Source organism: Acutalibacter caecimuris (assembly GCF_034335085.1).
Lineage (GTDB): Bacteria > Bacillota > Clostridia > Oscillospirales > Acutalibacteraceae > Acutalibacter > Acutalibacter caecimuris.
In genome coordinates, this window is record NZ_JAWXXJ010000045.1 from 1 (window position 1) to 13,673 (window position 13,673).

The window sequence follows — 13,673 nt, forward strand, 5'->3', positions numbered from 1 at the left end:
GTGCGGCTATCAAGTCATGTGGACGGACGAGCGCAAGTACATCACGTTCACCTGCCCAAATAAGATGAAATGCAGAGATGTAAAATTGCACGATGACAAATTTTTGAAGGAGAATTTAGCTTATGAGTTACAATACAGAGAGGCCCACTATGGACGAGTTAGTCTCAAAAAACGCAAGCGCTATAAAGAATATGAATGGCCCGAGTATGCCGGTAATGGTGCCTATCCAGGAGAAAGATTGGGATACGATGGTGGATCTTCTGGAAAGCACAGTGAATTTCCAGCCGAAGCTGTATTCGCTAGCGAAACAGCAGATTGCCGAGGAGCAGATGATTTCCAACCAGCTGGTGAAACAGATAAAGGATTCGACATTGCAGATGGAGAGCCTCGCGCAACAGGCTGGGAAGAGTCTCGAAAAGAGTTTGAACGATTCCTTGGCAAAGGGCTCGCAGTTGGAAACGGCTATCGCCAAGGCAGCGAAACGACGGAGCTGGAAAACCTGGGCGCTCATCATCGTGGTGTCGATACTGTCCTCGGCGCTGGGGGCAGCGCTGTCCGCTCTGCTATGTATACGCTGGCTGCTCTGAGTGACGATAATGAAGACCCCGAGGAGCGCCGCAAACGCATTGAGGCTCAGGAGAATGGCGAGGCGCTGGGGGCCTTACTCGGCCTTGCGGCGGGTGCAATTTCTGAAATTGCTGAAGAAAATGATGATGAGTTTGACCACAAATTCAAATGAGTATGGAGGTTTGTGAATGACAAAAATGGAATACAAAAAAGCTCTGTCCAGCTACCCGGAGGCGTTGACAGCCTCTGAGGTGGCTGAAATTTTGCGCGTATGCACCAAGACCGTCTACAAATTGATTAGGCAAGGTGAAATTCCGGCAGTGAAAGTTGGGCGAGAGAACCGCGTTTCCAAAAGCGTTCTCATATCCTATTTGCGCAATAAGGATAAAGGGGGTCCGAACCCGAAATGTGTCTGTTCTGAAAACTCTGCGGGTGCGGTATGGACTTCCGGCAGGTCTTGTGGTAGTGTGTGTGGTGCCGGAGAAGTCGGCGGAAAGGAGAAGTCAGCATGACAGATAAAAATTCATTTGCGGCCAGCGTACAATCAAAGAAAGGGCGTCTCTACGCTGTGATCCAAGTCAAGGAGGACGGCAAAACAAAGCCGGTCTGGCGGGCGCTTGGCCTGCCGGAGGGGACAGGGAAATCAAAGGTGCAAAAAGCTTATCGGGAAGTGGTAAGCAAATTTGAGATTGAGTACGCCGAGAGCCTGGTGCGCAGGGGAAACCCTGCAGCCGGTCTCTCGGTTTTTGATTATCTCTGTGCTTACTTGAACAGGGCTAAATCGAGTATTCAAATCAACACTTATGAGAGCTATCACGGCATGATTTATGGAAAAATCCGGCGGTACTTTGAGCCTAAAACAAAGCTGGCGGTTGGTAATTTACAGCCAAAAGATATCGAGGACTTTTACGACTCCCTCTTCGCTGACGGCGTGACTGCCAACACGGTTATCCATTACCATGCCATAATGCGGCGAGCGTTCAGTCAGGCGTTCAAAGATGGTCTGATCGACGCCAATCCTTTCGACCGGGTGGACAGGCCCAAGAAGAATAAATTTCACGGCGAGAATTACTCCGAGGACGAGCTGAAAGCGCTGTTGGAGCTTACTCGCTCCGACCCAATCTATCCCGCAATCCTACTGGCAGGAGGGCTTGGCTTGCGCCGAAGTGAGGCTCTCGGCGTGCGATGGTCGAGAATTGATTGGGAGCAGAACACGGTGCTGTTGGATACAAAAATCGTTGAGTACGAGCGTAACGGTGAAAAGATTGTGGAGCCTGTGGAAGAAATGAAAAACAAATCCAGCAGAAGGACATTACCGTTACCGGCTCCGGTTCGGGAAATGCTCGAAACAGAGAGGGAAAAGCAGGAAGTCTACCGCAAGATGTTCGGAAAAAGTTACGATATAAGGTACATGGATTTTGTGTGCGTCGACCAGCTTGGCAGACTGATTCGGCCATCGTATGTAACACAGCATTTTAGTGATATCATCAAGAAGTATGGGCTGCGCAAAATTCGCTATCACGACCTTCGATACACAATGGCTAGTATACTCATTAGCCACGATGTACCACTTATCAATGTTTCCAACTTCCTTGGGCATAGTGACATCAGCACTACGGCTAACATTTACGCCCATCTGGACAAGGCCAGCAAACAGGCCAGCGCAGATATTATCACGGGTATTTTTGATAATAAGAGCGAGGGGTAAAGATGGCGAAGTATCTCAGCGCAGACGAGTTGTACCGTTACCTGCATATCTCAAAGCGAAAGTTGAAGTATTTGCTGGAGAACGATTATATTCCGTGCATTGATACCGGGAAAAAGACGCATCGATTCCTGATAAAGGCAAGCGATGCGAAGGAGTTTAAGCGCAGAATGGATACTGAGGCGGAATTTCTGTCGGAGCTATACGGGCAATTTAATTCTGATATCTACAAGCCGAGGAAGAAATTGATTGAGCCTACGCCAGAGAATTGCGCGGCATTTCAAGATTTTTTGACGATGAAGTGGGCCGACTATCCTGACGCCCTGCCCACAAAGCTGGCCGCTGAATTGATTGGCTGTGCGCCCCAAAGGGTGGGGGATTGGATGCGGAAGGGGGTAATCAGCAGCGTCAGTGTGGGCGGGATGCGGTACTGTGGGAAAGCAGAGTTTATTGCTTACTGTGCCTCGCCGGAGATGTTGAGGAAACCAGGAGTGGAAAAATATAGGGAACTGATAGCAGAGTTTCTGTGTATGACTTCTTAACTTCAGGTGCGCAATAGGTACGGCACGATAACATCATAGAATTTCTTGCTCCATTCCGCGTGAAAGCGAGCCATCTGTAGCCAATCCACCTCATGCTCTATACTTACATTGTTCAGCATATAGTACACTTTTGACGACTTGATATCGTCGCCACGGCTCCATTGGAGGGCTATCCCAAGCGCAGACTCAATCTCTCCCTTGTGTTTTATCAGCGCGTCAAATGTCTGTTTGTTAACGTCCCGGTCTGCGTGACCAAGATAAACCTCCACCCGGGCAGAGTCATAGTTCGCAACACAGCACAAATTAAAACCATTAACACCAAAGAACCTATTTACCCAGTTCATGCTGGACGGATTGACATTGCTGAAAGGGCCGTTTTCTCCGTGGGCCTCTTTAATAATCGGCAGCGCGTATGCCCAATACTGCCTCCTCAGAGCATAACGTGGGCCATTCTCATCCTCCAGGGCCTCGCTTTCATCCCGGAGATAGAACACAAGGTCTGAAGGGTCGGCGTCATATAACTTGAATACACGGTTCAGGACAGAAAGCTTGCTTTGTGTGCTTGTATTTGTCAACACATAAATCCCATCGCCGATCTCCACCGATTTAAGCAGTTCATGGGGGCCTATGGAGAAGTGGTAGCCGATGTTTTCATCGGAGGATACTGCCAGCCGTGTTATGACGGACTTGTCCTCTGCATACAAGATCTGAAACATCTTCTGGAACATCTCCACCCAACTGGTCACCGGCTGTTCGGCGTTTTTGTAGCGGAACCGGATAATCGTCCGGCCGCTCAAATTCTCGTCATCATCCAAAGTATAGGTGTCCATTTGCTTTTCCTGCGGCTTGAAAGTGGTAACAGGCGCCGCCCAGATCTCAATGGCCCGCCCGCGCAGATACTGACTGCGGTCCTCTAACTCTGTCAGGGTCCATTTCTCTTTTTTGCTGATATATGTATTCATCCGAAGGCCGCTGTCATCAAAACCATTCTTCATGCTCTTCTTTTCAAGGAAGGAGCTGTTGCTGTAGGCAGAGTTATAGGCGGTCAGCGTCAAGTTGGCGATTCTATGCAGCCACTGCTCGTGTATCTGTTCATAGTCCTCGCCAAGCTCCCTGATCCACGCGGGTGTGAGATGCTGGGGCATGATGTGTTCGATGGAATACGTTCCATTGTCGCAGTGGGCATAAATGTCCTTGTCTTCCAGCGTGCCATAGTTTTCCAGGCGCTCCAGAATGTAAACCTTGTTTTTGTTGGTCATCTGGTAGACCTGGCGCTCCGTAAAGCTTGCGCCGAATTCTTCGTCATCCGGGAAACGCGCCCTTTCCTTTTTTGAGAGAAACGCGTATTTGAATTTATCCACATAATCCTTTTCCGTGCCGTCATAGCGGGTGATCTCCCGGTGCAGCATAAGGAAAATCTTGTTCAGGGCGTTGGTGGGCAAATCGCAGATGTTCCGGCGGAACAGGTAATTTTCGGCAATCAGAAAAATCTCCGTGACTTCTGAAATACTCAGAGTACCCTCATCGTGCAGACGCAGGACTTCCAAGAAAAACGGCCGGGTGACCGTTGTTTCCAAACGATTCAGACGGATGATGCAAGCATTCAAAGCCTTGCTTGCGGTGCCGCCTTTCAGCAAGACCTGATACCGCTGGGCATACCCGAGGAGCTCTCTGAGTAAAGGTTCTGTTTCCATTTTACCCAGCTCCACATACTCTTTGAAATTCACATAGACGCGCTTCTGTGAGGGAATGGACTGCTGCTTTAAGCTGAGATAGTCTCGAATGAAAGAGCTGGCATCATAGCCTGTGCACTCCTCAATGCGGTTCCAATACTTTTCATAATAGACTTCCTGTTCCTTTGAAGGTAGACCCATCAGGACAAAGTTGCGAATCTTGTCGCCCTCGCTTAAATCAAGGCCAGTAGAGTTGAGGCTTTCAAAAATGAGCTGGGGGTTATCCTCGTTGTTCAGCCGGATATCAATGACCTCCAGCCTGCAAATTGCGTCAAAAAGCTCATCGATGGTAATCTCCTGTTTCTGGATGCGGTCATAGAAATAGCTGTAGTTTGCTGTCAGGTTGGAATCCTTTATGTGCTCCTTTTTGTCCTCAAACAGCTTTCCCAGCGCGCGCTGGTCATTCTTGACAGGCTTGAGCTTGATGCGCGTCTCCTCCGGCTGGAACTTGTCCACAAGGTACCCCTCATAGATTTCTTGGGTCAAAGAGGGTGTGGCCGGAATGATCACGCCTTCCTTTGTTAAGTTGTATATGGCAAGGAGCAGGAGGGACACGGTAGTAAGCCGCTGCTGTCCATCGATCACAAGAAACTCGGTATAGCGGCCATCCGGGTTAAAGACCGACACGATGCTTCCAAAGAAGTGGCTTTTTCGCCCATTCCGGATTATTTTCAGCAGATCGTCGAAAAGCTGTTTGCAGTTTTCCGTTTTCCAGTTATAGTTCCGCTGGTAGACCGGGATGACAAAGCGCTTTTTAGCCCCTTCCATATATTCTATCAGCCTTGATTCCGAGCCTCTCATAATGATTCCTCCTTCTATGTTTCTATCGTGCAAAAGTCAAACTCGTTTTCAATCTCCTAACTGTTATGGAAAAGAGCCGCAAAGTTTCCCTTGCAGCTCTCTTGCGCGGTACGAACCGCCTTGGCGGAGATGAAGAGATTTGAACTCTTGCGCCGGGGAACTCCCGACCTACCGCATTTCGAGTGCGGACCCTTCAACCACTTGGGTACATCTCCGTATATGAAATTGTGTCGTTTGCTATCTTAGAATTGACCTTAGAACTCGACCAGCCCCGCGACCGCCGAATTCCAAAATCCCCAGCATTTCCGCGGCCTCCCGGCCTCTCTCGTTCCACTCACCCCACAGAATTTCGAGTCAGTCACGTTATGACCACTTCGATACGTCTCCGTATATAAAATTGTGTCGCTTGCTATCTTAGAATTTCTTTAAACCCAGCTACCCCGGTGACCATCAACTTCCTTGTGTTCCCCAAACTTCCCGTCCAGCCTGGCCCTACTCGCCTCACCAGGCCATACACTTCCGTGCACACTATATAGAGAAAAACCTGTCCAGCACCGGCTAACAGCCATAAGCGCTTTGCGCTCTTTCCAACACCTTTGGCCTGTATCCATTTTACCCCAAATGCACCCAAAAGTCAAGCACAGTAAATTTTTTTTGAAAAACCCCTTGACTTTCCCCTTGCGTCATAGTTTATACTAAGCCCTGTTAGGAGGGATTACCGTGAAAACCGTGCGCCAGGTCAGCCAGTTGGCCGGGATCAGCGTGCGTACGCTGCACCACTATGACGCCATAGGGCTGCTTAAGCCCAGCGCGGTCACAGCCGCGGGCTACCGTCTGTATGACGATGCAGCCCTACAGCGCCTGCAAATCATCCTGCTGTTTCGGGTGCTGGAGTTCCCCCTCCGGGAGATCAAAGCGATCCTGGAGAGCCCGTCTTTTGACAGCCGGCGGGCCCTGGAACAGCAAATCACCCTGCTCACACTGAAGAAGGAACGGCTGGAGAACCTGATCGAGCTGGCGCAGGGCATTAAAACGATAGGAGTGGACAATATGGATTTTACCCCGTTTGATACCAGCAAAATTGACCGGTATGCCGCCCAGGCAAAGGCAACCTATGGAAAAACAACCGAATACCAGGCCTTTGAGGAAAAGTCCGCGGGCCGTACCCCCGAAGAGGAGCAAAAGCTCCATGTCCGGTTAATGGCCATCTTCGCCGGGTTCGGCCAAATGCGGCAGTTGCCCCCTAAAGCGGTGCCAGTGCAGGCCAAAGTGCGAGAACTGCAAGCGTTTATCACCCAGCACTTTTACCCCTGCTCCGACCAGACCCTATGCGGGCTGGGCCACCTCTATGCGGAAGGCGGCCAGATGACGGCCAATATCGATAAGGCCGGTGGGCCGGGCACAGGGGCATTCGCCTGCCAAGCCATCCTTGCCTGCTGTGGGGAGGATGGGGAAGAGGCGTGACCGGCACCTCCCTGGCCGCCTTCGGGAAAACACGGCCCTGCTTTCCAGGGCCGTGCTTTTTCCTGCAAGAAAAAGAAAAAAGAAATATTTTGAAAAAACCATTGACATATCATGGTGGATTGTGGTATCATAGTTCGCAGAGAGTTGGAGAGGTGTCCGAGTGGTTTAAGGAGCTAGTCTTGAAAACTAGTGATCCCGTAAGGGACCAAGAGTTCGAATCTCTTCCTCTCCGCCAAATCGCCTGTAAGCTTTTTTAAATAAAAGTCCTGTATTTTGTAGGACAACCACCCTGGAGAAGTACCCAAGTGGTGAAGGGGCTCCCCTGCTAAGGGAGTAGGTCGGGAAACCGGCGCGAGGGTTCAAATCCCTCCTTCTCCGCCATTCTGCGGATATAAAAAAGATATTCGCTCAAAAAACCGCGCGGCTGCGCGGTTTTTTAATGCTCGAAAGCCTGGATTTCAAAAGTGCCGAAACGTGGATGTAAAACCGGCCTTTTGGCTTTCCGGCAGGAAGTGAACCCTTGCAACAACAGATTAAGTAAAAACGTGGAAGGCCAGCACGGAGGGATTGCTAGCCCTCTCATTATAGAAATACATAGCCGGCCGCTGGAGAGTAATCTCCAGCGGCCGGCCTTTTCATTTTCAAGAGAACGACGTTAATAAAAATCAAGATAACAGCAAAGCATTACCTGTTCCCTACCTGCGCTCTGTCCAATTGGGATAAGAGATTCAAAAGCATCTTTAGTGGGTATTTCTTTAAGTTTGGTCTGGACTTCTCAAAATCTTGTGGTATCCTTGTGGTCAAGAAAAAATCCAAGAAAGGATGAGATCTATGAAGAAAATCCTAACTGGCCTCCTGACCACAGCCCTCTTAGTGAGCGTTAATGGGTGCCAGACAATACCTCCAGACTCAGAGCCTGCACAGCAGGCCCTCATGGTAAAGGCTGAATCAACCCCGGCATCTGACCAAGCTGCTATCAATATAGCTGCCACTCTTGGGCAGATCATCGCCGGAATAAATTTCAAACCGGCAGTATCAATATTCAAAAAGACCGTTACTAAAAATGAAAGCGACACGCAAAACCATGCTACCAATACGAAACAAGAAAGTTCACAGGCACCTATTTTCGGTATAGAAAATTCCCACACACAAGGCGCAGAACCCATCGAACCGTCAAAGGTAGTAGACCCCACGCCTACGCCAAAGCAACCTGATACCAAACCGGATGACTCTCTGACAGTTACCGTGAAAGCAACTTCCACTCCCCTACCAGCGGCTACACCAACTTCGGCCCCTACGCCGAAGCCACCAGCACCCACGCCTATACCGGAGCCGGTCGTAGAGGAGTCCTCCTTCGACATCGGCTACTGGATAAGTTACGCACAAAGCTATGCTCAGGGCCTTGGCCCGCGGCTGGAGAGCAACGCGGTAGATTGCTGGGAGAACCCCATAGGGGCCGGGCCACACAGCACTTGCCTGGAGAGGGACATCAGCAGTAGGCTGAATCGGTACGCGAACGACCCGGACATCACTGATGTGTGTATCTGGTACAAGTCCTCTGGTGGGAACTGTTACGAAATCTATATCGGGTACGCTTGATGGAAGAGCAAATACTAACCTCCAACTCTGAGTGCATCGCAAATCGCGGTACACTTTTTCTTTGCCATTCATCGCCGCCTGTCGGCCCCTGACAGCCCCTGTGCGACCCCGTGTCAGGGCTTGCAGGGCTGGGTCGAGAAAACACTCGGCTCTACTCCCGCGCGGGCCGTGTCGGGGCATTGTTGGCCCGGTTTGAAAAGGTGCCAATTTCCAGCGAATATGGGTGGTATAGGCAAGGTCGAAAAGCAAGCAGGAGAAAGGAGATAGGGGTGCTATGCTCCCCATCTCCGGGTCACAACGCCCGGCAACGCCGGTCGTTTCAAGGGATTCAGAGCTTTCAAGAGCGCAAGATAAAATGGGGTTGCTAATTCCGAGGTTCCCGAAAAACAGGGTTGCAAGTCCCATAATTGGCTGTGCAACGGCAAATACCCAGGGGGGGTTGCTATATAAATTGTGAAAAAGAAACCGCCTCCGCCAAGAGGGGGCTATGCCCTCTCGGTGGAAGGTGCTACCTGTCACCATGATAAGTCTAGTGAACTACCCAATAGAAGATGGTATACTACAGAAAAGAAAAATTCACATACGATCAACCTAAAATGCGGTCAACGGTTTCTCTGAGTGCATCAGTAAACTCCTCCAAATCATCCAAGGAAATAACCTCATTATTGATAAGCGCAATTATATTCCAAACCATATCAGTCCGGGTCAATCGTAATTGGACGCCCGGACTCCGCTTGTCCTCTTTTATGCGCTTTTCCAAATGCCAAAACTTATCAGACGGATTGCCTTCTCCGTTCAATATCTCCATATACTTTTGGTTGAGCCTGTCCATGTAGGCTTCCTGCCAACCGGGTAATTTTTCCTTGAAAAGTTTCCAGTCCTGTTTTGTGAATCTTCGCTCTTCCACAATCATATCCTCCTATCGCCTGTTCTCCGGTAAATTTGTGTCGCCCCAGGTTTTCATGTAAGCAATCACATCCATAAAGCTCCTACCCAGTTCCGTCAGCGTATACTCCACCCTTGGCGGCACCTCATGAAAGTCATGGCGAACAAGGAATCCGTCCGCCTCCAACTCCCGTAGCTGCTTTGTCAGCGAGGATTCCGTAATCTCCCCCAACTGCCGCCGCAGCGCGCCGAAACGCCGGATATCGTGGAATGAGATGTAGTAGAGAATCTCCAGTTTCCACTTGCCACCCAATATCTTTTGCAGCGTGGACATAGTCTTGCAGCGCTCAACCGCTTGCTCGGTTTTTCTCATAGGGCAACACCTCCTTGTCAACATTATAACTCCCGGCGCAGTAAGAATCAATGTACTACAAAAAAGTACCGTACTTGAATTTATCTCGTATCGAGTTATAATGGGTGCAAACGAAGGAGGTTTTCATCATGAAATTTACCGGAACTATCTGGCGTCCGCCCTATGAGGTGTCCTCGCTGCTGCTGGAAGTCACGGCAGGCTGCACACACCATGAGTGCAAATTCTGCACCCTCTATAACGACCTGCCGTTCAAATTCAGAATGTCGCCCATGGAGGACATTGAGTGCGACTTGCAGGAAGTAGCCGATACTCTGACACAGTGGGAAGGCTTTCAGTTTGACCGGGCCTTTCTCACCGGCGCGAATCCATTTGTGCTGAAAACCGAGCGTCTGCTGACTATCGCTAAGTTAATCCGCAAATATGTACCCACCGTCCAGACCATAGGCTGTTTTGCGCGGGTTACCGATGTAACCTTAAAGTCTGACAGCGACCTGACCGCACTGGCCCAGGTCGGGTATGACAGCCTGACCATCGGCATTGAAACCGGCGACGACGAGGCCCTGCGCTTTATGAACAAAGGTTACGCCCCCGCTGACATTGTGGAGCAGTGTACCCGGCTGGACAGGGCCGGTATACGTTACAATTTCTTCTATCTTGCGAGTATCTCCGGTGCGGGCCGGGGCGAGATCGGCGCGAAAGCTACCGCCACTGTCTGCAATCAGTTGCACCCTCAGTTAATTGGGGCCAATATGCTGACTATCTATCCAGACTCCGAGCTTTATCAGGAGATTCAGCGTGGCAACTGGCAGGAGGAAAGCGAGGTTGAGAAGTACCGGGAGATCCGCACGTTGATTGAAAGCCTTGATATTCCCACACAGTTTGCCGCGCTGGGTGTAGCTTTGCAAAAAAACCGCAAAATAATTTCAAATTATCTGCAAAAAAAGAAGAGCGCTTAAATGGTAAAATAAACCGTTTAAGCGCTCTTACTTTTTAGAAATCAGTTTGGCTTTTTCCTGCGGTTTCCGTGTTCCTCCAGGATCAGGTTTTGTCCTGTCCTGGGCTGCTGGTTCGGTATGTATTCCAGCAGCTCCGACAGGTCGCAATCTAAAGCTTCACAGATTTTGTCCAGGTGGTCGAAGCTTACCCGCTCGGCTACTTCTTGATATAAATCGCTGATAGTGCCGGGCCGGATGCCTGTTTCCCTGGCCAGCTTAGATTGTTTCCACCGGCGTTCGCCGAGGATTCTGGATAGATGAATTTTAATCATCTTTCATGCCCCTTTATTGGGCATTTTACCAGAAAGAGTATAATTTGTCCGCACTTTGTAAGGTTGTGACAAATATCGTAAGAGCCTTACAATATCTGTTAGAAATTGCGGATAATCAGCTCTGCATAGTGCTTTTTGTTGTTCCCGCTGCCGGACAGGTTTTCCCTGCGTTCCACCCTTTCAATATTATAGCCCATATACAATTCCCGCACCTCGGGGCAGTCATTGTAGGAGAGGATAAAACGGCCCTTAAGAGGCTCCAGAGAGGCCCGTAAACGCTGGTGGTCATCGGGGGTAAAGGGGGAGTCATAATACCCCTCGGTGCCAATATACGGCGGGTCAAGATAGAACAGCGCGGCCTTGCGGTCATACACCCGGATAAGGTCTGCAAAGTCCTTGTGTTCTATGTTCACGCCCCGGAGCCGTTCTTTTATGGCGGTTAAGCGTTCAACCGCATTGTCTACCATCTTTTTACTGGTTCCATAGGTTCTGTGCTCACTGCCAAAGCTCAGCTTGACCATATAGAAAAACCGGGCGGCCCGCTGGATATCTGTAAGCCCCCGCATATCAGCCTGGGCCACATAGTCAAAAAACTGCTCCCTGGAGGACAGCAGCCAGTCAAATTCCCGCTGCAGCTCCCCACAGTGATACTTTACACAGCGGAACAGGTTCACCAGATCGCCGTTGATATCGTTATAGACCTCCAGCTGGCCCGCCTGCCTTTCCTTGGCGAAAAGCACCCAGGCCGCGCCGCCGAACACTTCAATATACCGCTCCACCTTATCCTTGGGGAAGCGCTCTAAAATGGCTTTGCGCAGGGTACGCTTGCCGCCGATCCAGCCCATAAAGCTGTCCATATAATAGTCCATCCCTTTCTGTAAATTAAGGGGCCAGAATCCTCGGGCGGACTACCGAAGGGCAGCAGGCTATTTCAGCTTTTCCGCGATCCGCTTGGCAAGCACAGCGGCCTTGCACTCGCTATGGGTCAAGCCCAGCTTGCCGCCGCCCACGCCGGAGATAATACCTTTCTCCACCAGCTCCCGGATATCCTCCCGCCAGTAGCTGGGCACCTCATCCAGGGTGTTGTAGGTGGGGTTGATCTCGTCGTACATTTTCTTAAACTGCTTGCCGTCCATGATGCTTTCCTCCTTTGCCGCCGGGTCTTTTGCCGAGGCAATTTTGTTGATGTAGTCCAGGCACACCCAGCCCTCGCCACAATAGCCCCAGTTGCCATCCTCTTTGGTAATGGTGAGCACTGTGCCGTCCTCAAAAGCCTTAATGACCGATCCGCTTACCGGGGCCGTGCGGCAGTTGAGGCCGTCATCGGCGTTTACCTGGCCCTGGTACGGCTTAAAGGGCTCAGAGGATACGCTGCTCAGTTTCCGATTGACTTCTTTGGCAATCTGCCCCAGCCGGTTATAGATATAATCACCGGGACAGGACTTGTTGGCGTAGTCCCGATGGACTGTCAGGTTGCAGCCATTCAGATGATTCATGCGGGTGTTTTTGTCCGTAGACCACACCAGCTTCTTGATGCCGTTGCGCCTGCAAATGTCCGCACACAGCTCAATGAGGGACTTCCACACATTGGCGTTAATGGCGTAGGGGTAGAAAGCATCGCTTGCGCACTCAATGGTAATGGCCCGGTTATCGTTTGCAGCGCTGCTGGAGCACCAGGAGCGGTCGCTTTCGTCCACAATGGTGCATATGCGGCCATCGGGGCCTATGCCATAGTTGCAGCTGGCCCCCAGCCCCGGATTGTTAAAATGGGAACACAGGGCCTCCACCCCCATTTGCCCCACCACACAATGGATGGTGATGGTGTCGATTGCATGATCGCGGGGACTATTGCGGTTAGGGCTTATCACCCGCATACAGCTTAAAGCGCTGTTACTCATCCCGCACCCCTTTCTCCGGCTCGAAAATTTCACCGGGCAGCAGGATGGTGTCCCTGGAGGCCCGCACCTTTTCGATCAGCTCATGGATGGGTGCGGCCCCTGCGGACAGGATAAGGCCCGTCATAATGTAGGCCACGGCGGGCAGCTGGGCTGTGTAGCCGAACATGGCGAACACGTCCAGCCTAAAGAGGAAAGCGAACAGGACGCCCAGCAGGGCGGCCCATACCGGGGCCTTGACATACCCCATAACTTTTTCGCCCACGATGTCCTTTACCCTGTCCACCAAAAACTGCACCAGGATAGCAAATACCAGCATAATGGCTACGGCCTTTGAAGTTTCCAACATGAAAAATCTCTCCTTTGTAAATGTATTTTTGCACCGTTTACAGGCCCTTTACACGGGCCAAAAGCTGCCCATTTTGACCGCCCCCTTTTTTGCGCATATGAAAAAAGGCTGGGGAAAACAGTAAATCGCTTTGCGATTAACTGTCACCCCAGCTTTTCCACTCTAAATTTTCACACCCACCAGCCTTGCAATGTGCCGCAGGTCATCCACCGGCGCATTGTAAAAAGCCTCATTCCAGAGCCAGTGTTCCTCATTGTCAGGCCGCTTATAGCGCCCACAAACAGGGTCGGCCCATACCTTTTCCCACTGCCCCGCTGCCCTGCCTTTACGGGCCTCCTGCGGCCCCAGGCGGGCTAGGATAAGCGTCACCAGAGTACCCCGTATCTTGCCCAGCCCGTCATCGTCCTGGACAAAATAGTCTTTCGTGTTCTGGCTGGCGGCGGCGCACAGCTTCCTGTTTTTCCAAAAGAGAAAGCCCTCCCGGCAGTCTAAA

At 50.9% G+C, this 13,673-nt stretch carries 14 protein-coding genes, 3 tRNA genes and 1 pseudogene; 9 read left to right on the forward strand and 9 right to left on the reverse strand.

The annotated features are described in order from the left end of the window. The 4 genes and pseudogenes from U8U01_RS16070 to U8U01_RS16085 form a co-directional block, all read left to right on the forward strand. Positions 1–739: pseudogene (locus tag U8U01_RS16070) on the forward strand (hypothetical protein); the annotation flags it as partial. Between the two features lie 16 nt (positions 740–755). Next, entirely contained in the window at positions 756–1,079 is a 324-nt protein-coding gene (locus U8U01_RS16075) for a helix-turn-helix domain-containing protein (RefSeq protein ID WP_322176454.1), read from the forward strand. Further along, on the forward strand, positions 1,076–2,275 hold the full coding sequence (locus tag U8U01_RS16080) for a tyrosine-type recombinase/integrase (RefSeq protein ID WP_322176456.1): 1,200 nt from the start codon (positions 1,076–1,078) through the stop codon (positions 2,273–2,275). Before U8U01_RS16075 ends, U8U01_RS16080 begins: the two co-directional genes overlap by 4 nt. Positions 2,276–2,277: 2 nt before the next feature. Continuing rightward, on the forward strand, positions 2,278–2,814 hold the full coding sequence (locus U8U01_RS16085) for a hypothetical protein (RefSeq protein WP_066538203.1): 537 nt from the start codon (positions 2,278–2,280) through the stop codon (positions 2,812–2,814). Between the two features lie 2 nt (positions 2,815–2,816). Here the strand turns inward: U8U01_RS16085 and U8U01_RS16090 are convergent, their stop codons facing one another. Then, a complete protein-coding gene (locus U8U01_RS16090) occupies positions 2,817–5,348 on the reverse strand; it encodes a DUF4268 domain-containing protein (RefSeq protein WP_322176461.1) in 2,532 nt (843 codons plus the stop codon). 121 nt (positions 5,349–5,469) lie between these two features. Then, positions 5,470–5,563: transfer RNA gene (locus tag U8U01_RS16095), tRNA-Ser, on the reverse strand. Positions 5,564–6,068: 505 nt separating this feature from the next. On the opposite strand from U8U01_RS16095, the gene U8U01_RS16100 reads away from it, so the two are divergent. From U8U01_RS16100 to U8U01_RS16115, 4 genes are all read left to right on the forward strand, one after another. Next, a complete protein-coding gene (locus tag U8U01_RS16100) occupies positions 6,069–6,812 on the forward strand; it encodes a MerR family transcriptional regulator (RefSeq protein ID WP_322176464.1) in 744 nt (247 codons plus the stop codon). A 146-nt stretch (positions 6,813–6,958) separates the two neighbouring features. Next, positions 6,959–7,047: transfer RNA gene (locus U8U01_RS16105), tRNA-Ser, on the forward strand. Positions 7,048–7,103: 56 nt separating this feature from the next. After that, a tRNA-Ser gene (locus U8U01_RS16110) sits at positions 7,104–7,193 on the forward strand. Positions 7,194–7,643: 450 nt separating this feature from the next. Then, positions 7,644–8,411 (forward strand): hypothetical protein, encoded by a 768-nt coding sequence (locus U8U01_RS16115; protein ID WP_322176466.1) that lies wholly within the window; start codon positions 7,644–7,646, stop codon positions 8,409–8,411. A 586-nt stretch (positions 8,412–8,997) separates the two neighbouring features. Here U8U01_RS16115 and U8U01_RS16120 read toward each other — a convergent pair. Both U8U01_RS16120 and U8U01_RS16125 read right to left on the reverse strand, forming a co-directional pair. Beyond that, complete coding sequence (locus tag U8U01_RS16120) at positions 8,998–9,324, reverse strand: multidrug transporter (RefSeq protein ID WP_322176469.1); 327 nt, start codon at positions 9,322–9,324, stop codon at positions 8,998–9,000. A gap of 6 nt (positions 9,325–9,330) precedes the next feature. Further along, the gene (locus U8U01_RS16125) at positions 9,331–9,669 is read right to left on the reverse strand and encodes a winged helix-turn-helix transcriptional regulator (protein WP_322176472.1); all 339 of its coding nucleotides are present in this window, start codon (positions 9,667–9,669) and stop codon (positions 9,331–9,333) included. A 128-nt stretch (positions 9,670–9,797) separates the two neighbouring features. Between U8U01_RS16125 and U8U01_RS16130 the strand changes: the two genes are divergently transcribed. Continuing rightward, on the forward strand, positions 9,798–10,625 hold the full coding sequence (locus U8U01_RS16130) for a radical SAM protein (protein ID WP_322176474.1): 828 nt from the start codon (positions 9,798–9,800) through the stop codon (positions 10,623–10,625). A 41-nt stretch (positions 10,626–10,666) separates the two neighbouring features. Here U8U01_RS16130 and U8U01_RS16135 read toward each other — a convergent pair whose 3' ends face one another. The 5 genes from U8U01_RS16135 to U8U01_RS16155 all read right to left on the reverse strand — a co-directional run. Beyond that, on the reverse strand, positions 10,667–10,936 hold the full coding sequence (locus U8U01_RS16135; RefSeq protein ID WP_161880022.1) for a helix-turn-helix domain-containing protein: 270 nt from the start codon (positions 10,934–10,936) through the stop codon (positions 10,667–10,669). Positions 10,937–11,034: 98 nt separating this feature from the next. Next, positions 11,035–11,793, reverse strand: a complete 759-nt coding sequence (locus tag U8U01_RS16140) for a DNA adenine methylase (protein ID WP_160643974.1) — start codon at positions 11,791–11,793, stop codon at positions 11,035–11,037. Between the two features lie 69 nt (positions 11,794–11,862). After that, positions 11,863–12,834, reverse strand: coding sequence for an N-acetylmuramoyl-L-alanine amidase (locus U8U01_RS16145; protein WP_322176476.1), 972 nt, complete (start codon positions 12,832–12,834; stop codon positions 11,863–11,865). Then, positions 12,827–13,180, reverse strand: coding sequence for a hypothetical protein (locus U8U01_RS16150; protein WP_322176478.1), 354 nt, complete (start codon positions 13,178–13,180; stop codon positions 12,827–12,829). Before U8U01_RS16150 ends, U8U01_RS16145 begins: the two co-directional genes overlap by 8 nt. 162 nt (positions 13,181–13,342) lie before the next feature. Beyond that, the coding region (locus tag U8U01_RS16155) for an isoaspartyl peptidase (RefSeq protein WP_322176480.1) at positions 13,343–13,673 on the reverse strand (331 nt) is incomplete at its 5' end.

Excerpts from the sequence above, each read along its gene's own strand:
- U8U01_RS16075 (WP_322176454.1), top strand. The coding sequence starts at position 756 with ATGACAAAAATGGAATACAAAAAAGCTCTGTCCAGCTACCCGGAGGCG.
- U8U01_RS16080 (WP_322176456.1), top strand. The coding sequence starts at position 1,076 with ATGACAGATAAAAATTCATTTGCGGCCAGCGTACAATCAAAGAAAGGG.
- U8U01_RS16085 (WP_066538203.1), top strand. The coding sequence starts at position 2,278 with ATGGCGAAGTATCTCAGCGCAGACGAGTTGTACCGTTACCTGCATATC.
- U8U01_RS16090 (WP_322176461.1), bottom strand. The coding sequence starts at position 5,348 with ATGAGAGGCTCGGAATCAAGGCTGATAGAATATATGGAAGGGGCTAAA.
- U8U01_RS16115 (WP_322176466.1), top strand. The coding sequence starts at position 7,644 with ATGAAGAAAATCCTAACTGGCCTCCTGACCACAGCCCTCTTAGTGAGC.
- U8U01_RS16120 (WP_322176469.1), bottom strand. The coding sequence starts at position 9,324 with ATGATTGTGGAAGAGCGAAGATTCACAAAACAGGACTGGAAACTTTTC.
- U8U01_RS16125 (WP_322176472.1), bottom strand. The coding sequence starts at position 9,669 with ATGAGAAAAACCGAGCAAGCGGTTGAGCGCTGCAAGACTATGTCCACG.
- U8U01_RS16130 (WP_322176474.1), top strand. The coding sequence starts at position 9,798 with ATGAAATTTACCGGAACTATCTGGCGTCCGCCCTATGAGGTGTCCTCG.
- U8U01_RS16135 (WP_161880022.1), bottom strand. The coding sequence starts at position 10,936 with ATGATTAAAATTCATCTATCCAGAATCCTCGGCGAACGCCGGTGGAAA.
- U8U01_RS16140 (WP_160643974.1), bottom strand. The coding sequence starts at position 11,793 with ATGGACAGCTTTATGGGCTGGATCGGCGGCAAGCGTACCCTGCGCAAA.
- U8U01_RS16145 (WP_322176476.1), bottom strand. The coding sequence starts at position 12,834 with ATGAGTAACAGCGCTTTAAGCTGTATGCGGGTGATAAGCCCTAACCGC.
- U8U01_RS16150 (WP_322176478.1), bottom strand. The coding sequence starts at position 13,180 with ATGTTGGAAACTTCAAAGGCCGTAGCCATTATGCTGGTATTTGCTATC.